General features: G+C 26.1%; 24 protein-coding genes, 1 tRNA gene and 1 riboswitch. Of the genes, 4 read left to right on the top strand and 21 right to left on the bottom strand.

Annotation, left to right across the window (positions count from 1 at the left end):
* Positions 1 to 28 precede the first annotated feature (28 nt).
* The 4 genes from ACUN06_RS04745 to ACUN06_RS04730 all read right to left on the bottom strand — a co-directional run bounded on the left by ACUN06_RS04745 (position 29) and on the right by ACUN06_RS04730 (position 3,925).
* A complete protein-coding gene (locus ACUN06_RS04745) occupies positions 29 to 1,633 on the bottom strand; it encodes an ABC1 kinase family protein (protein ID WP_302537959.1) in 1,605 nt (534 codons plus the stop codon).
* 43 nt (positions 1,634 to 1,676) lie between these two features.
* Positions 1,677 to 1,982 carry a phasin family protein gene (locus ACUN06_RS04740; protein WP_291731304.1) on the bottom strand — a complete coding sequence of 102 codons (306 nt, stop codon included), beginning with the start codon at positions 1,980 to 1,982 and terminating at the stop codon, positions 1,677 to 1,679.
* Between the two features lie 316 nt (positions 1,983 to 2,298).
* Positions 2,299 to 2,679 (bottom strand): hypothetical protein, encoded by a 381-nt coding sequence (locus tag ACUN06_RS04735; protein ID WP_449390154.1) that lies wholly within the window; start codon positions 2,677 to 2,679, stop codon positions 2,299 to 2,301.
* Positions 2,680 to 2,728: 49 nt separating this feature from the next.
* Positions 2,729 to 3,925, bottom strand: a complete 1,197-nt coding sequence (locus ACUN06_RS04730) for an alanyl-tRNA editing protein (RefSeq protein ID WP_449390153.1) — start codon at positions 3,923 to 3,925, stop codon at positions 2,729 to 2,731.
* A 264-nt stretch (positions 3,926 to 4,189) separates the two neighbouring features.
* On the opposite strand from ACUN06_RS04730, the gene ACUN06_RS04725 reads away from it, so the two are divergent.
* Together ACUN06_RS04725 and ACUN06_RS04720 are read left to right on the top strand one after the other, a co-directional pair.
* Entirely contained in the window at positions 4,190 to 5,347 is a 1,158-nt protein-coding gene (locus tag ACUN06_RS04725; protein ID WP_291736391.1) for a 3D domain-containing protein, read from the top strand.
* 385 nt (positions 5,348 to 5,732) lie between these two features.
* On the top strand, positions 5,733 to 6,299 hold the full coding sequence (locus tag ACUN06_RS04720; protein WP_294161155.1) for an NUDIX hydrolase: 567 nt from the start codon (positions 5,733 to 5,735) through the stop codon (positions 6,297 to 6,299).
* Between the two features lie 19 nt (positions 6,300 to 6,318).
* On the opposite strand, the gene nifJ is transcribed toward ACUN06_RS04720, so the two are convergent.
* Positions 6,319 to 9,831, bottom strand: coding sequence for a pyruvate:ferredoxin (flavodoxin) oxidoreductase (gene nifJ / locus ACUN06_RS04715; protein WP_294368636.1), 3,513 nt, complete (start codon positions 9,829 to 9,831; stop codon positions 6,319 to 6,321).
* A gap of 171 nt (positions 9,832 to 10,002) precedes the next feature.
* Between nifJ and ACUN06_RS04710 the strand changes: the two genes are divergently transcribed.
* Positions 10,003 to 10,078, top strand: a tRNA-Met gene (locus ACUN06_RS04710).
* Between the two features lie 62 nt (positions 10,079 to 10,140).
* Here the strand turns inward: ACUN06_RS04710 and ACUN06_RS04705 are convergent.
* Positions 10,141 to 10,686, bottom strand: a complete 546-nt coding sequence (locus tag ACUN06_RS04705; protein WP_291732121.1) for a cysteine hydrolase family protein — start codon at positions 10,684 to 10,686, stop codon at positions 10,141 to 10,143.
* Positions 10,687 to 10,890: 204 nt separating this feature from the next.
* Between ACUN06_RS04705 and ACUN06_RS04700 the strand changes: the two genes are divergently transcribed.
* Positions 10,891 to 11,730, top strand: coding sequence for an undecaprenyl-diphosphate phosphatase (locus ACUN06_RS04700; protein WP_301953304.1), 840 nt, complete (start codon positions 10,891 to 10,893; stop codon positions 11,728 to 11,730).
* Between the two features lie 42 nt (positions 11,731 to 11,772).
* Here ACUN06_RS04700 and ACUN06_RS04695 read toward each other — a convergent pair whose 3' ends face one another.
* The 15 genes from ACUN06_RS04695 to ACUN06_RS04625 all read right to left on the bottom strand — a co-directional run bounded on the left by ACUN06_RS04695 (position 11,773) and on the right by ACUN06_RS04625 (position 26,249).
* Entirely contained in the window at positions 11,773 to 13,431 is a 1,659-nt protein-coding gene (locus ACUN06_RS04695; RefSeq protein WP_291732127.1) for a sensor histidine kinase, read from the bottom strand.
* 292 nt (positions 13,432 to 13,723) lie between these two features.
* Entirely contained in the window at positions 13,724 to 13,933 is a 210-nt protein-coding gene (locus ACUN06_RS04690) for a heavy-metal-associated domain-containing protein (RefSeq protein WP_291732128.1), read from the bottom strand.
* Positions 13,934 to 13,996: 63 nt separating this feature from the next.
* Positions 13,997 to 16,432, bottom strand: coding sequence for a heavy metal translocating P-type ATPase (locus ACUN06_RS04685; RefSeq protein ID WP_449390152.1), 2,436 nt, complete (start codon positions 16,430 to 16,432; stop codon positions 13,997 to 13,999).
* A 9-nt stretch (positions 16,433 to 16,441) separates the two neighbouring features.
* Complete coding sequence (locus tag ACUN06_RS04680; RefSeq protein ID WP_291732130.1) at positions 16,442 to 16,702, bottom strand: metal-sensing transcriptional repressor; 261 nt, start codon at positions 16,700 to 16,702, stop codon at positions 16,442 to 16,444.
* A gap of 335 nt (positions 16,703 to 17,037) precedes the next feature.
* On the bottom strand, positions 17,038 to 17,991 hold the full coding sequence (locus ACUN06_RS04675; RefSeq protein WP_291732132.1) for a TDT family transporter: 954 nt from the start codon (positions 17,989 to 17,991) through the stop codon (positions 17,038 to 17,040).
* 368 nt (positions 17,992 to 18,359) lie between these two features.
* Positions 18,360 to 18,815, bottom strand: coding sequence for an MOSC domain-containing protein (locus tag ACUN06_RS04670; protein WP_302537967.1), 456 nt, complete (start codon positions 18,813 to 18,815; stop codon positions 18,360 to 18,362).
* Positions 18,816 to 18,819: 4 nt separating this feature from the next.
* Positions 18,820 to 19,791, bottom strand: a complete 972-nt coding sequence (gene moaA, locus ACUN06_RS04665) for a GTP 3',8-cyclase MoaA (protein ID WP_412858244.1) — start codon at positions 19,789 to 19,791, stop codon at positions 18,820 to 18,822.
* An 18-nt stretch (positions 19,792 to 19,809) separates the two neighbouring features.
* On the bottom strand, positions 19,810 to 20,286 hold the full coding sequence (gene moaC, locus ACUN06_RS04660) for a cyclic pyranopterin monophosphate synthase MoaC (RefSeq protein WP_291732139.1): 477 nt from the start codon (positions 20,284 to 20,286) through the stop codon (positions 19,810 to 19,812).
* A gap of 22 nt (positions 20,287 to 20,308) precedes the next feature.
* A complete protein-coding gene (locus ACUN06_RS04655; protein WP_291732142.1) occupies positions 20,309 to 21,325 on the bottom strand; it encodes a molybdopterin-binding protein in 1,017 nt (338 codons plus the stop codon).
* 14 nt (positions 21,326 to 21,339) lie between these two features.
* The gene (locus ACUN06_RS04650) at positions 21,340 to 21,831 is read right to left on the bottom strand and encodes a MogA/MoaB family molybdenum cofactor biosynthesis protein (protein ID WP_291732144.1); all 492 of its coding nucleotides are present in this window, start codon (positions 21,829 to 21,831) and stop codon (positions 21,340 to 21,342) included.
* Positions 21,831 to 22,406, bottom strand: a complete 576-nt coding sequence (locus tag ACUN06_RS04645; RefSeq protein WP_291732147.1) for a molybdenum cofactor guanylyltransferase — start codon at positions 22,404 to 22,406, stop codon at positions 21,831 to 21,833. Before ACUN06_RS04645 ends, ACUN06_RS04650 begins: the two co-directional genes overlap by 1 nt.
* Before the next feature lie 12 nt (positions 22,407 to 22,418).
* Positions 22,419 to 23,624 (bottom strand): molybdopterin molybdotransferase MoeA, encoded by a 1,206-nt coding sequence (locus tag ACUN06_RS04640; protein ID WP_449390151.1) that lies wholly within the window; start codon positions 23,622 to 23,624, stop codon positions 22,419 to 22,421.
* Positions 23,625 to 23,744: 120 nt separating this feature from the next.
* A riboswitch (molybdenum cofactor riboswitch) is annotated at positions 23,745 to 23,882 on the bottom strand.
* A complete protein-coding gene (mobB, locus tag ACUN06_RS04635) occupies positions 23,877 to 24,386 on the bottom strand; it encodes a molybdopterin-guanine dinucleotide biosynthesis protein B (protein ID WP_291732153.1) in 510 nt (169 codons plus the stop codon). (Overlaps the previous riboswitch by 6 nt.)
* 229 nt (positions 24,387 to 24,615) lie before the next feature.
* The gene (locus ACUN06_RS04630; RefSeq protein ID WP_449390150.1) at positions 24,616 to 25,842 is read right to left on the bottom strand and encodes an NAD(P)/FAD-dependent oxidoreductase; all 1,227 of its coding nucleotides are present in this window, start codon (positions 25,840 to 25,842) and stop codon (positions 24,616 to 24,618) included.
* Positions 25,842 to 26,249, bottom strand: a complete 408-nt coding sequence (locus ACUN06_RS04625; protein ID WP_291732157.1) for a 4Fe-4S dicluster domain-containing protein — start codon at positions 26,247 to 26,249, stop codon at positions 25,842 to 25,844. Before ACUN06_RS04625 ends, ACUN06_RS04630 begins: the two co-directional genes overlap by 1 nt.
* Between the last annotated feature and the right edge of the window lie 2 nt (positions 26,250 to 26,251).

The following is a 26,251-nucleotide window of genomic DNA, read 5'->3' as shown; positions in this document are numbered from 1 at the left end:
ATTTATATAACATATAATCTGCCTATTATTATTTTAAGCTTCCAGATCTAATTATTGATATCAATAACCATAAACCTAAAATTGCAGAAACAAAATACCCTCCCATTCCAATAATAGATATTCCATATATTTGAGGTTCTGGATTTCTATTAAGTATTAATGATGAACCAACTACCATACCTGCTATTATTAAAGCAAATGATAATCTATTAATCATTTTATTTAATACATTAATATATTCTTCTTTATCTTCAATTACTATGTTAACTTTTGTTCTTCCTTTTATTAAAGTATCTGCTAAAGAAGCAGTTTTTGAAGGTATATTTAAACTATCTCTTGTTAATTTATATATTTTTAATAAATAATCATTAATATCAAATTGTTTAAAAAAATAATTTTTATAATACTCTTTAACATATGGTATTACTAAATTAATAATATTTAATTCTGGAGAAAGTTCTGCTACTAATCCTTCAACCATAACCATTGTTCTTACTAACATAGTAAAATCACTAGGTAATCGTAAATTATTTCTTTTTGCTACTTCAAATATTTCTTGAAATAATAAAGAAATTTTAATATTTTTTAATGAAGTGGTATAATAATTTCTAAACATATAATCTATATCTTTATAAAGCTGTTCTCTATCAATCTTTCCAATTTTAATCCCAATATTCATTACAAAATCAGTTAATTTATCAATATCTTCATTTGCAATAGCCACAATAGCATTATTTAACTCTTGTTGTCTTTCCTTTGATAATACACCAACAATCCCAAAATCAATAAAGCATATTTTCTCACCATAAATTAATAAATTCCCTGGATGAGGATCTCCATGAAAAAATCCATCTTTTAAAACTTGCTTGAAATATGAAAGAGTTAACTTCTTTGCTATATCATCTTTATCATATCCTAATTCATTAAGTATAACTTTATCATTTATTTTAAATCCTTCTATATTTTCTTGAGTTATAACTTTTTCACTTGTATATTCATCAATAATAAATGGTGCATATATACATGGAATATCTTTATTAAATTCTCTAAATTTCTTTACATTATTTGCTTCATAAATAAAGTTTAATTCTTTTTCAGTTGATGATTTTATTTCTAATAATATTTCTTTAGGATCTACTACACTTTCTTTAAATACCCTATCAAATTTTTCACTTAAAATAAGTAATATATCAAAATCCATCATCATAGTTTCTTTTATATTAGGTCTTTGTATCTTTATAACAACATCTTGACCATTTTTAAGTATTCCTCTATAAACTTGTGCTACAGATGCAGCTGCTATTGCTTCTTTGTTTATATATAAAAATTCATCTTCAATATTTTTATTAAATTCATCATAAAATACCTTTGCCATATCTTCAAATTTATCACTTGCAACATTATCTTGTAATTTTGATAGTTCAATTATATATTCCTCTGGTATAAGTTCTTGCCTTGTACTCAATATTTGACCTATTTTTATAAAAGTTGGTCCTAATTCTTCAAATGCTTTTCTAAGATTAGAAGGGGATTTTTTCTCTTTTTCCTCTTTTTTACCAAGCAAATATCCTAATCCATAACTTGTGAATACTTTTAATATTTCTTTAAATCTAGCAACTGAACTCCCCTCCATATTAATCTCCTACTCTCCTTATACCTTACTCTTACTCTTATTTTTATTCCTCATTATTTAACTTACTTTCAAGCTTATAAACTCTTGCTTTTAATATTTCAAACTCATCTCTTGTTACATAATTATATGCTTCTATATTACTACCATTTGTTTCATAATGTTTATTTTTTTCTTCAGTTTTACATTTATCATTAAATGTTCTCTTTAATTCCTCTCCAAGTTCTTTACCTTCTTCCACTGTTATCTTTCCTTTTTTAACTAGTTCATCTATAACCTCAACTGACTTTTCATAAGTACTTGCTACAGCTCCTACTCCAAATAATAAAACCTTTTTTATTTCATCCATCATTTTATATTCCTCCTTTATTTCTTTATTAATATATTTATGTACTCTTTTATAAAAAATATGTTAAAAATAAAAGTTAGCATTTAGTTGCTAACCTTATTTTGCATTATTATTTATATTTTCTTCTATGATAAAAGTATTACTTTTTATAATTATATCTTTTATTTATATTATTAACTTTTAATAAGCAAAAATAATTACATTTCATTTTTTTATTATTAACAAATTATATATTATTTATTCATATAAAAATAACAAAAGTGCAAACTTTAAAAAAAATTTTAAATAATTCTTAATAGTTTGCACTTAATAATATATATTATCTTCTATTTCTACTTATTCTCATTCTAGGAATAAACCCTAATTTAAACATAGCCCTAAATGCATCTCTTGCTCCTTTTTCATATCCATCTTTAAAACCCTCATCATAATCTTCTTTTTGGATATCTATATCTTCATCACATTCATTAAAATTCTCATAATTATTTTTATCACATCTAGATTCTTCATTTAAATCTTCTTCAAAACTTCTATAACAATCATCTATATCTGAATCATACATTATAATATTATTATATTCATCTGTAGAATAATTTTCGGGTGTAGTTTTTTCTTCTATTATTTCACTATTCATTTCAAAATTATCTTCTTCATATGATTCATCTAAATTATTATCATTTTTTGAAGTTTCTATGTCCATAATTATATCTCCTTAGAATATTTTTATACTCTATTATATGAACAAGCTTTTATAAGGTGTTTATTTTACGAAGTGCATATTCCATTGTTCCTTCAAGATTACTACTATTTTTTCCTCCACCTTGTGCAAGAAAATTGCTTCCTCCACCTCTTCCATCTATTAATGTAATACTATCTTTTAATAAATTATTCATTGAAATATTTTTAATATTTTTAGAACATGCAAAAATTAAATTTGCTTTATCTTCTAACTTTATTGCAAATAATACTATCATATTATCTCTAACAGTTATTTTTTCTGCTATTTTGCTTATATATTTTACATCTCCATTTTCATAAATCTTTTTAACAACCTTTAAATCACCTATAGTAATTGAATCTTCTATCATATCTTTTATTTGATAATCTGAAATTTCCATCTTTATTTTTCTATTTTCATCTTGTATATCTCTTACTTCTCTTACTAACTTATCTATTGAATTTATTGCATCAGTTTCATTACAATTTAAAAGTTTGCAAATTTTATTTCTAAATTCATCTTTTCTAAAATAATCCTTAATAGCTCTATTTCCAGCTAAATATTCTATTCTCGTTGCTCCTTTATGTTTTTCCCATTTTCTTATTTTTATTAATTGTACATCTAATGTTTTACTAGGATGAACACCACAACATGCATTTATATCTAAATCACCTATTTTTACTATTCTAATTTGCTCATTTGTATTTGGTAAATCACGTCTTATTTTTATTTTTTTTAATTCTCTTTTAGAGGGTGTTAAAAATTCAACATTAATATTTTCTTTAATAACTTCATTTGCCATTTCCTCTACTTTTCTTATAGCTTCTTCACTAATTATTCCTTGGATATCTACTGTGCTTATTTCTTTTCCTACATGGACACTTACAGTATTAGCATTAAATAAAGTAAAGAAGCATCCTGAAAGTATATGCTGTCCTAAATGTTGTTGCATTCCATCTAATCTTCTATCCCAATCTATTTTGCATTTTACTTTATGTATTTTTATTGCTTTTGTTTCTGTTACATGATATATTTCACCATCTTTTTCATAAACATCAATTAATTTATGATTATCTATATATCCTAAATCGCAGTGTTGTCCCCCTCCCCCGGGGAAAAATATAGTTTTATCTAAAGCTATATGATATTGTCCATTGTTTTCTATAATATTTGTTATTTCTGCTGTAATTTCTTTCAAATATTGATCTTTATAGTATAGTTTTTCCATAGTAATACCTCCATTATATTCTTAAATTACTATTTTTATAAATTTTATATTAGTTAAAGTTACAATTCAACTTATTTTCATTTTTAACCTTTTCTCCTATTTTTACCTTTTAATTTATGTTATAATATTACTTGTTTTACTTTTTATTGAATTTTATATTCCTTAATATTAAATAATTTACATCTAAATACAGTAAATTTGACATATATAAATTTCTATAGTAAGGTAACGTCAAGAATAATATTCTTATAGGAGGTAAATTTTTTGTTTAAAAAATTAACACTTTTTTCTTTAATTGTAGTATTGTTTATATCATTTATTAATACAAATTTTGCATATGCTACTCCACAAGATAAAATTAATGAAAGCTTAAAAAAATATCAAACTCTCGATTCTGAAATTCTAGAACTTAATTCTAAAATTGAAAGTTTAGATATTGAAATAGATAAAACTACACTTAAATTAAAGGAAAATAATCAAGCGATTTCTGATATTAAAAATCAGATAGAAATTAACGAATCTAAATTAAAACAAACAAAAGAAGAAATCGAAAAAGCTCAAATAGTATTAGATAATAGAGTTAGAACTATGTATAAAACTAATATGTCTTCAAATATATTAGTTAGTGTTATTACTTCTAAAAATATAACTGATTTATTTTCTAGGGTACAAGCTATTTCTAAGATATTATCTACAGATAAAGAAATTTTGTCTGATATAAATAATAAAAAAAATGAATTAGATTTAACTATTAAAAATTTAAATACTAAAAATTCTGAATTAGCTACATTAAAAAATATTATTGAAGAAGATTTAAAAACTATTGAAAATAAAAAATCTGAACAAGAAAAATATCTTGAACAATTAAATTCTGAAAAAGAATCTGCTTTTGCAATTATTGAAGAAAATGAAAAAATATTGATATCTGATTCATTAGCTATTGCTAACTCTTCATCTGCATCTACTTCAGAATTACAAAATGCTATTGATTCATTAAAATCTTATATTCCACTACTAAATAGTTCTAAAATTATTAATATGGCACGGGATGGAATAAGTAATGCTGAATCAAGAATCAATGAACTTAATAAACCTATTGTAGATAATAGTGCTGACATAGCAACTGGAACCATTGGCAATGTTGTAAAAACATTGACTATGGAGTCAACTGCATATTATGGTCATGGTACTACAGCTTTAGGATTAAAACCAGTTAGAAATCCTAATGGACTTAGTACAATCGCTGTTGATCCTAATGTAATTCCATTAGGTACTAAGGTTTATGTATCTGGTTATGGTCTTGCAATAGCAGCTGATACTGGTGGTGCTATTAAAGGAAATATTATTGATGTATTCCTTAATAGCTATGAAGAATGTTATTCATGGGGAAGAAGACAAGTTACTGTACAAATTTTAGAATAAGCTAAAAATAGTTTGTAGTTATGTATGGGGATGTCGCATTAAGAATAAATCCTACAATATATTGTATTAATTTTTATTTTTTAAAACAATATATTGTGTATAAAAGTTTTAGTGCGACAGCCCCTTAAATATATATTTTTTGATTAATTTCTTCAGGATCTAATAATTTAATAACTGTTAATCAACATTTATTGTATTATTTATTCTTGTTTTTTTAGCAATTTTAAATTATTATCCATAATAACTTTAATCCTACATAAAACTTTATATATTACTACTTTAATTTTAAACTAAGATCTCATTAATTCCAATAATTATAATTGATTTTATAAATTTTTATGTTATTATAAGTTATAATATTTAATTTTGGAGAGGTAAAAAAATCATGGATTGGATAAAAGATATTGAAAACTATGAACCTTATAACGAGCAAGAAATTAAAGATAAGGATTTAATATTAAAATGTATCAAGCTTCATGATGATATTTTAACACGTGAAAATACAATTGCTCATATAACTAGCTCTGGTTACATAGTTAATAAATCAAGAACAAAGGTATTAATGATTTATCATAAAATTTATAAAAGTTGGGCATGGACTGGTGGTCATGCTGATGGTGATTCAAATTTACTTCATGTTGCAATTAAAGAAGCTAAAGAAGAAACTGGACTTAAAAATGTAACTCCAATAACTGAAAATATCTTGGGATTAGATGTACTTAATGTAAATGGTCATGTAAAAAAAGGTAAATATATTTCTTCTCACTTACATTTATCTATAGCTTATCTTCTAGAAGCAAATGAAGAAGATGAACTTATTATAAATGAAGAGGAAACTAATGGAGTTAAATGGATTCCTATTGATGAATTGCATATTCATTGTACTGAAGACCATATAGTAAAAACTGTATATTCAAAATTTAATAAAAAAATTAAGGAGCTAAATTTATAACTTTTAGCTCCTTAATTTTTTAATCTTGTGCTAATCTCTTATAACTTTCTAATCTTTCTTTAGCATCCTTTTCTGTCTTTTCAAATAACTGTTCTGCTAATTCTGGGAATACCTTAGCTAAAGATGCATATCTTATTTCTCCCATTAAGAAATCTTTAAAGTCGGCTTTTGGCTCTTTAGAATCTAAAGTAAATGGATTTTTTTCTCCTTTAAGTGATGGATTATATCTATAAAGATTCCAATAGCCACAATCAACAGCTTTCTTTTGTTCATAAGGACTATTAGTCATACCACCCTTTATTCCATGATTAATACATGGTGAATATGCAATTATTAAAGATGGTCCATTATAGCTTTCAGCTTCACTTATAGCTTTAATTGCTTGATTTTTATCTGCTCCAATAGCTATTTGAGCTACATAAACATATCCATAGCTCATTGCCATCATGCCTAAATCCTTCTTTTTAGTTCTCTTACCTGCTGCTGCAAATTTAGCAATTGCTGATGTTGGTGTAGATTTTGATGATTGACCACCAGTATTAGAATATATTTCTGTATCAAAAACAAGTACATTTACATCTTCATTACTTGCAAGCACATGATCTAATCCACCATAGCCAATATCATATGCCCATCCATCTCCACCAAATATCCATTGTGATGTTTTTATAAAATATTCTTTATCTTTTAATATTTCCTTTGCAATTTCATCATTACATCCTTGTAATGCAACTTCAAGCTTTTCTGCTCTTTCTCTTGTACCCTCACCAATATCTTTATTATTTAACCATTCCTCCATAGATTCCCTTGCACTATTACAAGCACCTTCTTTTAGTGCTTTTTCAATATTTGATGCAATTCTTTCTCTTATTGTCTTTGTTCCTAAAAACATTCCAAGTCCATATTCTGCATTATCTTCAAATAATGAATTTGCCCATGCAGGTCCATATCCTTGTTGATTCTTTGTATATGCTGTTGCAGCTCCAGATGATGCCCAAATAGAAGAACATCCTGTAGCATTTGCAATTATCATCCTATCCCCAAATAATTGAGTTACTAATTTAGCATAAGGTGTTTCTCCACATCCTGCACATGCTCCTGAAAATTCTAATAATGGTTGCTCAAATTGACTTCCCTTAACAGTAGTCTTTTTCATAGGATTTTTCTTATTTTTTATTTCATTTACAGCAAAATTCCAAGCCTCAATTTGATTTGCTTGTGAAGCAATAGGTTTCATAATAAGAGCTTTTCCTGGTGCTGGACAAACCTCTGCACAATTAGCACATCCAGTACAATCAAGAGGTGTAACTCCTATAGTATAAAAATAAGGTACTTCTACTTTAACTCCCTTAGCATCTATTTTTTTAAATGATTCTGGTGCATTTTGCAATTCATCTTCTGTTGATAAAAATGGTCTAATACATGCATGAGGACATACATATGAACATTGATTACATTGTATACATCTTTCTTGAATCCATTCTGGAACATTTACAGCTATTCCCCTTTTTTCATATTTAGTAGTTCCATGCATAAATGTTCCATCTTCCATTTTATTATCTATAAAAGCTGATACTGGTAAGTTATCTCCTTTTAAATCATTCATAGGCATACATATATTTCTTACAAAATCAGGAACTGATATATTTTCTTTTTTTTCATCTACAACATTTTTCCATGAATCTGGTACATCTACTTTTACTAATGCTTCAACCCCTTTATCAATAGCAGTATGATTCATATTAACAACTTCTTCACCCTTTTTTCCATATGAAGTTACTACTGCTTGCTTTAAATATTTTATAGCTTCATCAACAGGAATTATATTAGCAACTTTAAAAAATGCTGATTGCATTATCATATTAATTCTTCCACCTAAACCAATTTCTTGGGCAATTTTAATTGCATTGATTATATAAAAATTAATATTATTTTCAGCTATATATTTTTTTATCGTTGCTGGTAACTTTTTATCTAATTCATCTATACTCCAAATTGTATTTAAAACAAAAACTCCATTTTTCCTTAATCCATTAAGTAAATCATATGAATATACATATGATTGATTATGACATGCAACAAAATCAGCCTTATCTATATCATAATGTGATTTTATTGAATTTTTTCCAAATCTTAAATGTGAAATTGTTATTCCTCCAGATTTTCTTGAATCATATGAAAAATATCCTTGAGCATACATATTAGTATGATCTCCAATAATTTTAATTGCACTTTTATTTGCTCCAACTGTTCCATCTGAACCTAATCCCCAAAACTTACATGCTGTAGTTCCTTCAGTTGTTACATCAACTTCCTTAATAGGTTCTAATGAATTATTGGTAATATCATCTATTATTCCAATAGTAAATCTATTTTTTGGTGTTTCACTTGCTAAATTTTCATATACTGCAGCTATATCAGAAGGATAAGGGTCTTTAGAACCTAATCCAAATCTTCCACCTATTACCTTTGGTGGATTTTCTATTTCATTTACAGCTCTTAAAATATCTAAATAAAGTGGCTCTCCTATTGAACCTGGTTCCTTTGTTCTATCTAATACTGCTATCTTTTTAACAGTACTTGGTATACAATTTAATAATCTTTCAATACTAAAAGGTCTATATAGCCTTACTTTTATTAGTCCAACCTTTTCTCCCTTATTTCTTAAATAATCAATTGTTTCTTCAATAACTTCATTTATAGCACCCATAGAAATTATTATTCTATCAGCATCCTCTGCTCCATAATAATCAAAGCAATGATACTCTCTTCCTGTTAATTCAGTAATTTTCCCCATATATTCTTCTACTATAGAAGGTATATCATCATAATATTTATTTAATGATTCACATAATTGAAAATAAACATCTGGATTTTGTGCTGTTCCTCTTGTTACAGGATGACTTGGATTTAAAGCATTTTTTCTAAACTCCTCTAATGCTTTATAATCCAAAAGATTAGCTAATTCTTCATATTCTAAAACCTCTATTTTTTGTATTTCATGAGAAACTCTAAATCCATCAAAAAAATTCATAAAAGGTATTTTTGCCTTAAGTGCTGATAAATGAGCTACAGGAGATAAATCCATTACTTCTTGAACAGATCCTTCTGCTAGCATTGCACATCCTGTAGCTCTTGCAGCCATAACATCTTGATGATCTCCAAATATGCTTAATGATGAAGTTGCTAAAGCTCTTGCAGCTACGTGAAAAACTGCTGGCAACCTTTCACCAACCATCTTATATATATTAGGTATCATAAGTAATAATCCTTGTGATGCTGTATATGTAGTTCCTAATGCTCCACTTTGAAGTATTCCATGAAGTGCACCTGCTGCCCCTGCTTCTGATTGCATTTCAATAACTTTTACCTTTTCTCCAAATATATTTTTCTTTCCTTGTGCAACCCACTCATCTATATGCTCAGCCATAGGTGATGATGGTGTTATAGGATATATTGAACTTACTTCTGTGTATGCATAAGATACATATGCAGCTGCAGTATTACCATCCATAGTCTTCATTTTTCTCATAGTCTTACCTCTCTTTTTTTAATATTTAATTTTATATTTTGCATTCTTTATTAGTATTAAAAATTTAAGAAATAATATGTATTTTTTATTAAAATTTTTTGCCTTTTTTTAACATTTATATTGACTGTATATTTTTTTAGGTTTATACTAATAATATAAATAGAATATCAACGCGGGATGGAGCAGTAGGTAGCTCGTTGGGCTCATAACCCAAAGGTCGTAGGTTCAAATCCTTCTCCCGCAACCAAAAAAAGGTATGTCATAAGACATACCTTTTTACTTTTATAATAATTAATAGCCCTTATAAATTTATTTTCTATTTATAACCTTCACTTGTAAACCTTCCATTACATCTAAAGCTTTTTCATGAAGTTTTTTATCAAAGCTTGCACATAAACTTGCATCAACAATTATTTCTGAATTAATATATTTAGATTGAAACATTACTATATTACTAATTACACATATATTAGTTACTACACCAACAAATTCTATTTGTTCTATATTATCACCAAGCTTTTCACTTAATCTAATAATTTCTTGTGGTGAAATTCCAAAAGAATATTTATTTAAATGAATTGTATTTTCATCATTAACAAATTCATTCACTTTTCCATAAAGCCTATGACCTTCAGTATTCATTCTACAATGTAAAATAGGTAAATTCTTCCCCTCCCTTGTTTCTAAATAATTTTCTGAATGAGTGTCATATGTAAATATAACCTTATGCCCATCCTTTAAGTAGCTTATTACCTTTTCATAAATTCCATTTTCTAATTCCTCTGCTCTTTTAAATCCTAAAGAACCATTAACAAAATCATTTTGATAATCAATAACAACTAATACTTTTTCCATATTATCCCTCCAAATATTAATTATTTAAATATATTTTATCATAATCTTATTATAAATGTTACTAATGTATATACACTTTTTATTCCTTTATTAATAAATAAGATAAAATTTATGTTATTTATTTTTTTATCTTTAATAAATAACCATTTTTTTATATAATAATAAAGTATAAATTAATTATAGTTAAATTGTGGAGGTAATTTAATGGAATTTTTAGAAATTATTAAAGCCATAATTTTAGGAATAGTTGAAGGTATAACTGAATGGCTTCCTATTAGTAGTACAGGACATATGATTTTAGTTGATGAAGTTTTAAAACTTAATATGTCTCCTGAATTTATGGAAATGTTTTTAGTTGTAATTCAGTTAGGTGCTATTTTGGCAGTTATCCTATTATACTGGAAAAAAATATGGCCTTTTAAAGTTGAAAATGGTCTTAAAATTGAAAAAGATACAATTATAATGTGGGTTAAAATATTAATTGCCTGTGTTCCTGCTGCAATTGTTGGAGTTTTATTTGATGATAAATTAAATGAATTATTCTATAATCCAACGACGGTTGCTATTATGTTAATTTTATTTGGTATATTATTTATTATTATTGAAAACTATAATAAAGGTAAAAGCCCTAAAATTAATAGTTTATCAAAAATAACATATACTGTTGCTATTATGATTGGTATTTTCCAACTAATTGCCGCTGTTTTTCCTGGAACATCTCGTTCAGGTGCAACAATAGTTGGTGCTTTATTAATAGGTGTATCTAGAACAATAGCTGCTGAATTTACATTCTTCCTTGCTATTCCTGTTATGTTAGGAGCAAGTGCTTTAAAGCTTGTTAAATTTGCATTAAAAACTGGATTTGTTATGACTGGAAATGAAGTTGCTATATTATCAGTTGGAACTTTTGTTGCTTTTATAGTATCAATTATAGCAATAAAATTCCTTATGTCTTATATAAAGAGTAATGATTTTAAAGTATTTGGATGGTATAGAATAATACTTGGTATTTTAGTACTAGCTTATTTCTATATTATTAAATAATATTTACATAAGAAAGGCTGAGTTAAAACAACTCAGCCTTTCTTAATATAATTCATATATATCTGAAAATTCTATATTAACCTTTTGTATTAACGGTTTATTATCTATATCAATAGATTTAATTTCTTCATTTTTGCTTTCATCTAAGATTTTATTAGGAAGCTTTATCACAAATTCACAACCTTGTTCAACACTCTTTTCTAAATATACTACTCCTCCATGAAGTTCAACAAGAGATTTAACTAAAGATAAACCTATTCCACTACCTTCCTTCTTTCTATTAAAAGACTTATCCTCTTGTGCAAACCTTTCAAAAACATAATCACTAACCTCTGGTGCTATTCCTATACCATCATCTTTTACTTTAATAATAACAAAATCCTTATTAGCATCTAACAATACAGTTATATTTCCATTTTCATTGGAAAATTTTACAGCATTAGATAGTAAATTTAGTATAACCCTCTCTAAACTTTCTGGATCACATTTAATAACTAACTCTTCAACATATGTATCAAATAAAACAGTAATATTTTTTGATTCTACATATGGAACAATTGATAAAGTAATATCTTCTACTAAACTTACAATTTCATAATTTATAAAATTTAATTTCATAAACCCAGAATCTATTTTAGTAATATCAACAAGATTATTAACTAATCTTAATAATCTATAACAATTTTGTTTTATAGTTCCATAATATTTATTATATGAATTCCATAATTCAGTTTCACCCTTTTCCTTGTTAATATCAAGTAATTGAAAGCATGAATAAATTATATTTATTGGAGTTTTAATTTCATGTGATAAATTTGCAAAAAATTGTGTTTTTGCTTTTTCTATTTCCTTTATTTCATTATATTTTTTTTCAAATCCCATTAAGTTATTAACTTTATTATTTAATATATTATTTAGCTCTATTCTTCTAATCATTTCTATATATAATCCAGCTATTAAGATTATATATGCTATAAAAGTTAAAATTGAATTATATACTAAAACATTATTAAATACATTATTGGATATATTAAAATAAAATAATCTTCTTATTGTAAATATACTTATTGTTCCAATAAAAATAGTATAAATAAATTCATTTTTTATAATACACCTTTTTGTTAATTTTAATAATAATAATGTATAATAAAGTAACAAACTACCTTGTAATATATACCAGATAATAGTATTTCTTTTTACCAAAATATTAATTAAGTTTAATTTAATTTCTAAATAAGTTCCAATGATATTAATTATTATTATAATTATTATTGAAATCTTTTTATTTTTAACAATTTTATTTGCATATTTACTTTCATTAAATATTGCAATTGTAAGTAAAACAATTCTTATCACAAAAGGAAATGTTATTAAATATTCACTTAAACCTATATCTTTAATTATATAATTTACAAAAATATATTCAATAAATATACTTATATATGATAATTTCAAAATAAAAAACTCATTGTTTTTATACATATAATAATACAACAAACAAGTTGGAATAGATATCAACCCTAGTATTACATTAATAGAATTAATATCTTGTACTATTGGCAAATTATTTATTTTCTTAGTGTCTAAAAAATTAATAATATTTAATGATAAAAATAAAATTACTAAAGTTATGCTTAACATATATTTTATATATGTTTTACTTTTCATTTCATATTTTTTAAATCTAATAATATTTTCCATATCCCAATTCCTTTTTCACCATTTTTCTTCATTTTTATTAAAATTATACCATATTTATCTAATAACAAGAATTGTTTTTATAATTTTTCTTATGATGATAATTAAACTTATTGTGTTATTTAAAAAAATGCCTTCGAAAAAAACTAATAATTTTATTATTAATAATTATTAAATATGTTTTTTACTTTAAATTATAATATATAAAAAATAGTGATATCACTTAGTAAATTATATTATTAAGTAATATCACTACTTCTTACAATTAAATTTTATATTTTAGATAAACTATCCATTAAATATTTTCTATTGAAATTACATCATATCCTTGATCTTCAATTTTTTCTTTTATTTCTTCATCATTAGAAGATGTTTCAACAATTGCATATTTTTGTTCTAAGTTTACTTCAACTTTTTGAGAATCTTTAAGCTCTGATAATGCTTGTCTTACATGATTTACACAATGACTACAACTCATTCCTTTAATAATTATCTTTTTTAACATTTCTATTCACTCCTTAAGTTTTATATTTATATTGTTAATTTTATTTAATAAAATTATTTCCCTTTATGCTCTAAACTTTTTTAATCTTAATGCATTAGCTAATACAGAAACAGAACTTAAACTCATAGCTGCTGCTGCAATCATTGGATTAAGTAGTGGCCCTCCAAATATGTGTAATACTCCCATTGCTACAGGAATTCCTAAAACATTATATCCAAATGCCCAGAAAAGATTTTGCTTTATATTTCTTATAGTTGCTTTACTTAATTTTATAGCAACTATAACATCCATTAAGTCACTTCTCATAAGAACTATATCTGCAGATTCAATTGCTACATCTGTTCCTGAACCAATTGCTATTCCTATATCTGCTTGTGCTAAAGCTGGAGCATCATTAATTCCATCACCAACCATAGCTACCTTATTATTTTGTCCTTGAAGTTTTTTAACTTCATTTGCCTTATCTTCTGGAAGAACTTCTGATAAAACTATATCTATTCCAACTTGTTTTGCAATAGCTTCTGCTGTTTTTTTATTGTCTCCAGTAATCATTGCAACCTTTATACCCATATTGTGAAGTTCCTTAATTGCTTCAAAACTACTTGGTTTAACTACATCTGCAACAGCTATAATTCCTTCTAATTTATTATTTATTGCAATATACATTGGAGTTTTTCCTTCATTAGCTAATTTATCAGAATCCAATTTAAATTCTTCTACATCAATATTTTTTTCTTTCATTAACTTTAAGTTACCTAATAAAATATTATCTTTATCAATAGTAACTTCTATTCCATGACCTGGTATTGCATTAAAATTATTTAATATTTTTAATTCTAATTTTTTTTCTAATGCAGCTCTTACTATTGCTTCTCCTAATGGATGTTCTGAACCCTTTTCTGCACTTGCAGCTAATGATAATAAAACATCCTTTTCTTTATTTTTTGTTAATATATCTGTAACAACAGGCTTTCCTTCTGTAATAGTTCCTGTTTTATCAAAAACAATAGTATCAATTTTATGAGTAATTTCTAATGCTTCTCCCCCCTTTATTAATACTCCATTTTCAGCACCTTTTCCTGTTCCAACCATTATTGCTGTTGGTGTTGCTAATCCTAAAGCACATGGACAAGCAATTACTAATACTGATATAAATATAGTTAATGCAAAAATAGGTGTTTCTCCTGAAATTAACCATACAATTGCTGATAAAATTGCTAATCCTATTACTATTGGAACAAAATATGATGAAATAACATCTGCCATCTTTGCAATTGGAGCCTTAGAACCTTGTGCATCTTCAACTAATCTTATTATTTGAGCTAATGCTGTATCTTTACCAACTTTAGTAGCTTTATATTTAATAAATCCTGTTTTATTAATACTTGCCCCTATAACATTGCTACCAACACTCTTTTCTACAGGAATACTTTCTCCTGTAAGCATAGATTCATCTATTGCAGTACTTCCCTCAATAACTTCTCCATCAACAGGAAGTCTTTTACCAGGTTTAACCAACACTATATCCCCAACCACAACTTCATCTACAGAAACTATAATCTCCTTATTATCTCTAATAACAGTAGCTGTTTTTGGAGCTAATCCCATTAATTTTTTTATTGCTTCTGAAGTTTTGCCCTTAGATACTGCTTCTAAATATTTACCTAAAGTTATAAGTGTTAATATTGTAACTGCTGCTTCAAAATATAAATGCATTACATAACTTATATCTCCAGCTATTATTTTATACATTCCAAATAAACTATAAATAAATGCAGCACTTGTTCCTACAGCTATTAATGAATCCATATTAGGACTTAATTTAATAATATTTTTAAATCCTATTAAATAAAACTTATATCCTATTGCCATAACAGGAACTGTTAATATTATTTGAAATAATGCAAAATTTAAAGGATTAACCATTGGATTTATTATTTTAGGTAATGGCATTCCAATCATATGACCCATTGTTACTATTAAAAGAGGTATTGTAAATACACATGAAAAAATTAATCTTCTTAATAACTTATCCTTATCACTTAACTTTTTTACTTTACTTCCTTGTTCTTCCTCTCTTATAAGTTTATATCCAGCCTTTTCTACAGCACTTTTTATATCACTATAACTTACAACATCTTCATCTATAGTAATAATTAACTTTTCTGTTGCTAAATTAACAATAGACTCTTGAACTCCTTCAATTTTTTTAGTTACTTTTTCAACTCTTCCTGCGCATACTGCACATGTCATTCCTTCTACTTTATAAGTATGAGTTTTAATCTTTTTAACTATGCTATATCCTAATGCTTCTACTTTTTTTTCTATTTCATCACTACTAATCTTATTTTCATCAAAATCAACAGTTAAGATTTCTGTAGTTAAATTAACATTAGCATTATTTATTCCTTCCATCTTTTTTACTCCACGTTCAACCCTATTTGCACAAGCTGAACATGTCATTCCACCTACTTTATACTTTTTATTTATTTTAATCATCTCCTTAATTTATTTTGATACTTTCTCAAACAAGTTGATTATTTCATTTATTTTTTCATCTCCATTGTTATGTAAGATTGCATCTTTTACACAATGATCTAAATGCCTTCTTAAAATTTGCATATTAGCCTTTTTTAATAATGATTGTACTGCAATTATTTGATTTGATATATCAACACAATATCTTTCATCTTCAATCATCTTTATTATTCCTTCTATTTGACCTTTTGCTATTTTTAAATTTTGAATTGCTTTTTTTCTTTCTTCCATAAAAATTCCTCCATATATTCCTTTGTTCCAACCCCCCAGGGGGGTGTATTTTAATTATAATTCTTTTTTTATTAATGTCAATATACTAATATATTTTTTCATTTATAAAAAAATATTCAAACTTTTATGCTTTACCATTATCTTTTTAGTTATATTTTAAATTAATCTAAAATTTTCATTATATTATTACTTTAAACTATAAAAAAACAGATTAAATTTTATATTTAATTTCAATAAATAAAAAACTCCTAGAATAAAATTAACATGATTCTTATGTAAGTAATTTTCAATTTAACTATTTATACATAAGAATCATATTTTAAATTCTAAGAGTTTTATTTATTATTTTTATAACTATCTACTAACATCATAAAGAACTTAAATAATACAAATGATACTAGTGCTGTTGTAACATAAATTTGTATACCTGCTATTTGAGTTATAACATTACCAAATGCTTCATATCCTTGTGCTGTTAAATAAACTGCCATCTTATTTGAAGCAACTATTCCAATTGCCATAGGGAATGTAAGTCCTGCAAATCCTGGATGGAATGCATATGAGAAAAACTTTGGTAACTTAATTAATATAAATATTAATGCGCAAATAACTGCACAATATAAATAATATATTATAAATTTATTAGGTGTTGAAATAAAGTTAAGATAACTTACTAAACAAAGACTTGATGGTGCAAGTAATATTGCTTGAGTATGATATACTGGATCCTTTATTTCATGCTTTGCTAATCTATAAATCATAAATGGTATTATTACTGTAAATACTGCAATCCCGTAATAAACAACTATTTTACCTATTAAAGGTTCATTCATAACTCCACCAACAACTGTTGAAACCATTATTCCATTATATGTAACAAACCAACTTGGTACAAATGTTTGCATATTAAAATTCTTAATTACATTATTATAAGTAAATACTAAAATTTGAATTGCATGTAATATTAAACCTACAAACCATAATGTTTTACCAAATACAGGACTAGCATTATAGAAATAGCTTCCTAAAATCATAGTTAACATTGTAAATCCTGCATAAAGAGATGCTGGAATTGTATTAGAATATTCCTTCTTTACAGTATCAAAATGAAAACATATCTTAAGAATATAAGATAATATAACAGCAATAGCTGCCCATGCTGTAATATGTCTTATCCATGTATACCCCATCCCAGAGTAAACATTAGATAAAGTAAATGCACCAACCATTGTAGGTAAAATTGGTACTGGTAGGTTTTTAACCTTTTTTATTAACGACTTATTGTTCATAATTCCTCCTAAGATAATAAATAGGTTCTATATATTTTGTGTAATACATTTAATTTAAATTCATTTGTTAATTTTTTCACTTTACACATAACAATTTTATTATCTCTTTTCTAACAATTATGATTATATTCTACATTTTTAAAAATGTATGTGATTTTTATCACAATATTGTTATTTTTTTAATTATTTCATTGTTAATATTAAGTAATTGCTCTTATTACAACTATAAAAATAACTTGATTTTGCTTTGTAAATAAAATTAACTCCTTTTCACAATAATTTTTATATCAATTATTATTAAAAAGGAGTTAATTTTTTATCAGTAATTTAAAAAATTACTTTTACATTTTTAATTTTATTTAATAATATTATAAACTTAATATTTTACCTTGATTAACTAATTTACATTCATCTCCAACCTTAACTTTTCCACCTTTTAAAACTCTTGTAAATATTCCATTCTTAGGCATAATACATTCTCCAACTTGGTAATATATAGCACACTTATCATGACACTCTTTCCCAATTTGAGTTACTTCTAAAAGAACTTCATCTCCTACTGTTAATCTTTGCCCAACTGGTAGCTTATTTAATTCAAATCCTTCTATAACTAAATTTTCACCAAATGCTCCAAAATCAACATTTCCACCCTTACTTCTAAAGTCTTCTATTTTTTCTAATGCTAAAAGACTTACTTGTCTATGCCATTTTCCAGCATGTGCATCTCCTTCTATTCCAAATTCCTCTATAAAATTAGCTTCATTAATCTCATTTTTTAAAGTTCCTTTATGCTTGCTTGTGCAAATTGATATTACTCTTCCCATTTTATTATCCTCCAATTTGATTCATAAATTTTATTTCTTTATGAGTACTTTTCTCTAAAAATAAATGTTTTTCTGGCTTATCATATATATTATCTTTAATAATTTTTCTTAATTCTTCATCAGTAATGTTTTCTCTTAATTTAGATTTTAAGTCTACACCATAATCAAAATGTAAACATTGCTTTAAAAATCCATCTGGTGTTAATCTTATTCTGTTACAATCTTCACAAAAACAATTGCTTAAAGCACTTATGAATCCAACCTTACCTTTAGCACCCTTAAGCTTAATATATGTAGCTGGTCCACCACTTTTACTTCTTACTACTTTTTCATAATTTGAATAATTTTTTTCAATTATATTTAAAACTTCTTTATTAGTTATACCTTTATAATTAACAGCTTCTCCTATTGGCATTAATTCAATAAATCTTATATCTATTGGCTTTTCTCTAGTTATATTTACAAAATCAATTATTTCATCTTTATTTATATCATTAACTATAACTGTATTTACTTTAACCTTTACTCCTAATTCTATTGCTTTATCTATAGCTTCTAAAACATTATTTAAATTACCTAATCTAGTTAATTTATTAAACTTATCTTCTTCAAGAGAATCTAAACTTATATTTACTCCCTTTAATCCATTTAACTTTAATTCCTCAAGCTTATCACCTAACAATATTCCATTAGTTGTTAAATAAATTTCTTCAATCCCTGGTATTTCATTTATTTTTCCAATAAGCTTCACTATTCCTGCTCTAACTAAAGGTTCTCCACCTGTTATTCTAATCTTTTTTATTCCAAGGTTTGCACTTTCTTTTACAACTCTATATATTTCATCATCTGTTAACTTTTCATCTTTCTTTAAAAAGTTATTTTCTTTTTCACTCATGCAATATATACATCTTAAGTTGCAATTATCAGTTACTGATACCCTTAAATAATCTATTTCTCTTCCAAACTTATCTTTCATATTTCTTTAAAGGGTAAGTTAAAAGTTAAACTCCCCACTCTTTCCTCCTGTTTTTTTAAGCAAGTGAGTGCTTTCAATAACCATTCTTTTATCAACAGCCTTACACATATCATAAATTGTTAATGCACTTACTGTAGCTGCTGTTAAAGCTTCCATTTCAACACCTGTTTTATCTACGATTTTTACAGTAGCAGTAATTTCTATAGAATTTTCTTCTTTATTTATTTCAAAGTCTACATTACAACTTGTAATCATTAATGGGTGACACATTGGAATCAAATTTGATGTTTGTTTGCTTGCCATTATTCCTGCAACTCTAGCAACACCTAAAACATCTCCTTTACCTATTTTGCCTTGTTTTATAAGCTCTAATGTTTCTTTACTCATCTTTATTTTAGAAACAGCAATTGCAACTCTTACTGTTCCTTTCTTTTCTGATACATCAACCATTCTAGCATTTCCACTATTATCAAAGTGTGTTAATTTATTTTCCATATTATAAGCCTGCTTTCTAAAATTATTTTCCAAATGAACAATGTGGGAAAGTACAAACTTTACAGTCTAAGCATAATCCACCATGTCCATATTCAACTATATCTTCAAATGTTAATTTTTCATCACTTAAAACCCTTGGTAAAACTAAATCAAGAACTGTTCTCTTAGAATACATTGCACAACTTGGTACACCTAATATTGGTGTATCTCCATAATAAGCTAATAAAAACATTGCTCCTGGTAATATCGGTGAACCATATGTTACAAGTTCTCCTCCACATTCTTTAATTGCAGTTGGTGTAACATCATCTGGATCTACTGACATACCACCAGTACAAATAATCATATCAACATTTTCATTTAATCCCTTTTGAATTTCTTCAATAATTCTTGACTTTTCATCTGGTAATATAACTTGACGAATTACTTCACTTCCATAATAACCTAATTTTTGTTTTATAACAGGTAAAAATGCATCCTTTATTCTTCCTTTATATACTTCATTTCCTGTAGTAATTAATAAACACTTTTTAGGTTTTATTTCTGCAACACTTATTATTTTTTCTTTAATTAATTCTTCTGCAGTTATGATTTTTTTTTCATCTATTATTAATGGAATAACCCTAGTTGCTCCAACCTTTTCACCCTTTTTAATTGGTGTATTATTGTGTATTGTAGAAACTATTATTTCACCTAATGAATTTAACTTAAATAAATTTGTCTTATCAATCTTTAATACTCCATCTCTATCTGCAAAGAAGTCAACTTTACCTTCCTTAATTTCATCAGAAAGCTTAATTCCTTCCCCCACAACTAAATTAGAAATTCTTGTTGCTGCATCATTTTCATGAAGTTGTCCTTCTGTTGGCTCCCATACATATACATGCTCTTTACCAATAGATAGTAATTTTTCTATATCTTCTTCCTTGATTATATGCCCTTTCTTGAACAATCTCCCTTTAAATTCTCCTGGAATTATTTGAGTTACATCATGAGAAAGTATAGTTCCTACTGCCTCCTCAACTCTTATCATTTTCATAACTATTACCTCCCTTACTTTCTAGCACATTCCCTTGCCGAACCTAATAATATATCAATTCCATGTTTAACATCGTCTAATACAAAATCCAATGCTTCTTTACAAGCCTTAGGACTTCCAGGTAAATTAACTATTAAAGTATCCTTTCTTATGCCGGATACTGCTCTTGAAAGCATTGCTCTTTTAGTTATTTGCATACTATACATCCTTATAGCTTCGCATATTCCTGGTGCTTCCCTATCTAATATTTCCTTTGTAGCTTCTGGAGTTATATCTCTTTTAGAAAATCCAGTTCCCCCAGTACTTAATATTAAATTAACTTTTAATTCATCACTCATAACTTTAAATTCATTTTTAAGCATTTCTTTTTCATCTGGAAGTACTACTTGTTTAACAACAGTAAATCCAGCACCTTCTACTATTTCTTTTATTACAGCACCACTTTTATCTTCTCTTTCACCTGCATAACCTTTATCACTACTAGTAATTATACCAACTGTATACATTATAACTCCTCCAATTCATGATATTCCTTTTCAGTATTTATATTTAAAAATTCTTTTTCAATAAATTTATTATCTTCATTTCCTTCAATAACCTTATAATTTAATGTTTTTATTAATAGTTGAAGTTTATTATTATTTTCTCTAATTGCTTCTTCAATATTAGGAATAATTTTTTTTGAATATACTGCACATAAAGGCTGTAATCTTCCTAAGACCTTAGGTATTAATACATCATAATTTTCATCATAATTGCCTAGTACATTTAAAGTTTCTTTAGTTATTAATGGCATGTCACATGCTATGCACAAAACTTCATTTGTAGTAGAATTCATAAGCGCTGAATGAATTCCACTTAGTGGTCCATTTCCCTTATATATATCTTCAACTATCCTAAGATTAAATCCTTTATATTCTTCTTTTTTATTTGAGATAATTATTATTTCTTTATAATCCCTTCCTGCAGCAATTATATGCTCTATAAATTTGTGATCTTTATATTTTAATAATGCTTTATTATTATAATTCATTCTACTGCTTTGACCACCAACTAAAATTGCCAAGGTTTTATTAATCATAATCATCTTCTCCTAAAATTTGATAATATTTACAATACATCCACTTTGAAGTCCTTTATTGCCTGCTTCTACTTCAATCATACAATTAGAATTTAAATTAGAACTTAATATACCATTACCATTCTTAACTTGTGTAATATATACATTTTGTTTTTCTTCTCTTATTTCAACTCTTCCTCGTATAAATCTTCTTTGTGGACTCTTTTTATTAAATGAATCACAAAGTATTGCTTTTTCTCTTTTTATTTCTATCTTTTCTTTTCCAGATAACTTTTCTAATGATGTTTTAACAAACAATTCAAATGCAGTTAAAGCTGCTGTTGGATTACCTGATAAACTAATTATAATTGAATTATTAACAATACTACAAAGCACTGCTGATCCTGGTTTAATTTTTACTTTCCAAAATAATCTTTTACCATTAATTTTATCCATGGCTTCATTTAATAAATCTTTTTCTCCAACAGATACTCCACCAGTTGTAATTATTAAATCAAATTTTTTAGAAAGTTTTTCTATATAACTTACAATTTCTCCTTCAGCATCTCCTGCATGTTGTATTTCACAAATACTATACCCTAATTCAAAAATTCTTGAAATTATAGAATATTTGTTACTATTGTAGATTTTTCCTTCTGTTAATATATTTCCTACATCTATAACTTCATCTCCAGTAGATATAAGAGCAATTTTAGGCTGTTTAAAGACATTGATTTTTGAAATTCCTGTACTTGCTATTATTCCTATATCTGCAAAGTTTAATTTTTTATTTTTTTCTACTAATAAAGTACCTTTTTTTATATCTTCACCTTTAAAGCATATATTTTCATTTTCTTTTATTACTTTTTTAAGAGTAATAAATTCATTATCACCTTTAATAGTATCTTCTTGCTTTATTACTGCATTTGCCCCTTTTGGAATAGGCGCACCTGTCATTATTCTGACGGCTGTTTTATTAATAACTTCTGCTTTACTTACTTCTCCTGCAAAAACTTTATCAATAACCTTTATTTCATTACAACCATTACTATCTTCTGCTATTATTGCATAACCATCCATGGCTGATTTATTAAATGGAGGATTATCAATTTTAGAATATATATCCTCCGATATTATTCTTCCAGTTGCTTTTATTAATTCAACTTCTTCTGTTCCTATAGCTTTAACATTTGCATCTAATATATCTATTGCTTCTTCCAATGATATAAATGACTTCATGTAATATCCTCCTTAAAATATAAGACTTATTACTTCATAATTTTGTAGATGAGTAATAAGTCTTAAATATAACAATTTAATTTTTTTCAGTTATAAATTAACTAAAAGTATAAAATATATTTAAATCAAACTTATTTTCCTTCCCAAAACGTGGAGATAATACCTTTTCAAATATTACCCTTGAATTTTATTTAAAATTCCGGCTTAAGCTCCCTAGAATTCTCCTTAGGATACTTAGCTCAAGAAAACTTATTATTGATAAATTTCAAATTTAAATTCATTTTCTTTTTCAATCAAATCTGCAAGTTCTTTTATTGAATTTTTATCTATTACTTTTATATTTTCTAAATTCAAATTAATATCACTTGCAACAGCTATTATCTTTTCTTTTGGAGTTATAATTTTATCACTTACTCCACTTCTATAAACTTCAATTTTTCTTAAGTTACTATTTTTATATCCTTCTACTAAAATAATATCCTTATCTAATAATAATTTAATTATATCATTAAATTCAATTTCTTCATTTAATTCTTTTATCATTGCAAATCTATTTTTTGATGAAATTACAACTGTTTCTGCACCTGCTTCTCTATGCTTATATGTATCTTTTCCTTTTTTATCTATGTCAAATCCATGAACATCATGTTTAATAGTTGCTATACTATATCCCCTGCTTTTCAGTTCTTTTATTAAATTTTCAATTAAAAGTGTTTTACCAACATTTGAGCTATAGCCCACAATATTTATTACTTTTGACATTTAGTTCATCCCTTAATTTACCTTTATTTATATATTTTAAATTTTCTAAGCTTATTTATAAAATATTCCTTATTTAATTTAATAATATTAGAGGAAAAAGGCTCTTAAACATTAACTTCTTCTCCTTATTCCTCTAATCTTTTTATTTTTATAATATTTTATTATATAACTTTTAATAATTAAATATTATAAAATATATTTTTAGCTTTTTGCTTAAATATTAAACTTATTATTTATAACTAAATTCAAAGTTTTTTTCTATATTAAAGAAATCTGAATAATCTATATCAAATAAGCTCTTTGTTACTTTTGATACATCAATATTTGCTTTTATAAGCTGAGTTAAAACTCCTGTATAAGAAAGATCTCCTTGAATTATTGCTCCATAAATCTTACCATCCTTATGAATTATCTTCTTATAATTCTTTTCATCAGCTTTAGTTTCTACTATGTATGTTTCATCTGCTGGCTCTACCATACCAAGTGACATTGTAGCTATACCAACGAAATTCATAGTATTTTTACTTCCAAAGAAATCAGTCATTTCCATTTCTTTTCCTAGCATATTGTGTGCTGCAATTATACCTTCCTTTACAGCTGTAGGCCATATTGGATTTCTTCCTGTAACGTCTCCAGCACCATATACATTTTCAACATTAGTTTGACCTTTTGCATCTATTATTAATCCAAATCTATCACATTCAACATTGCTATTTTCCATAAATGCAATATTAGATCTAACACCTGTAGCAACTACAACTAATTCACAATGAATTTCTTCTCCTGTATTTAATACTAATGCCTTTGGATTATTTTCTTCATCTAAAAGTAATTTTTCAGCTTTAACATCTAATTTTAAAGAAACACCTTGTTTATTGAATTCTTTTTCATATACATCAGAAGCATGCTTATCTAATTGTAATGGAAGTATCTTATTGCTCATTTCAACTAATGATATATTTAATCCTTGTCCTAATAATCCACTAACTGCATCTATTCCAACAAGCCCTGCACCTAAAACAACTACATTTTTAACTTTTTTAGCTTGTTCTTTTATTAAAACTGCATCTTCTAAGTTTCTTAAACCAACTACATTTTTCCCTTCTCTAAGTCCTGGAACTGGAGGAACAAATGCAGATGCTCCGCTACAGACTAATAATTTATCATATCTTAAAGATTCTCCATTTGATAATTCTAATGTTTGTTCTGCATCATTTAATGCTTTAACTTCTAAACCTTTCATCCAAGTAATATTGTTTTCTTCAAAGAAATCCTTACTTGTAAAGTTTAATGCATCAACATCTCTGTGATTTGAAATATAATGATGAAGTATACATCTTGAATATACATTTTCATCTTTAGATACTAGTATTATTTCAGCCTCTTTATCTAATTCTCTTAAAGTTTTAGCTCCACTAATTCCTGCTGCAGAGGCTCCTATAACAACATATCTCATTATTCTGTTACCTCCTCTAATGTGATTGCTGCCATTGGACATTTAGCTACACATTGTGGGCTTCCCTTATCCTTACATGCGTCACATTTCATTATTTCTTTTTGTCTTCTCTTATCAGCTTTTAAAACTCCATATGGACATGCCATTATACACATATAACAGCTAGCACAACGATTTTTATCATATTCTACTAATCCAGTTTCTTTATTTTTACTCATAGCACCAGTCATACAAGTGTAAACACATTCTGGTCTATCACAATGTCTACAAAAAATAGGTGCATATTTCCCATTACTATCTATTGTTATTCTACTTCTTGTATCCTCTGCATCATGAGATACTATACATGCTGTTGTACAAGTTAAACATCCTACACATTTATCTCTATCTATTTTTATTCTTTTCATCT

It is taken from the genome of Clostridium sp. ETTB3, assembly GCF_053571985.1.
This window is presented reverse-complemented; position numbering and strand designations above follow the sequence as displayed.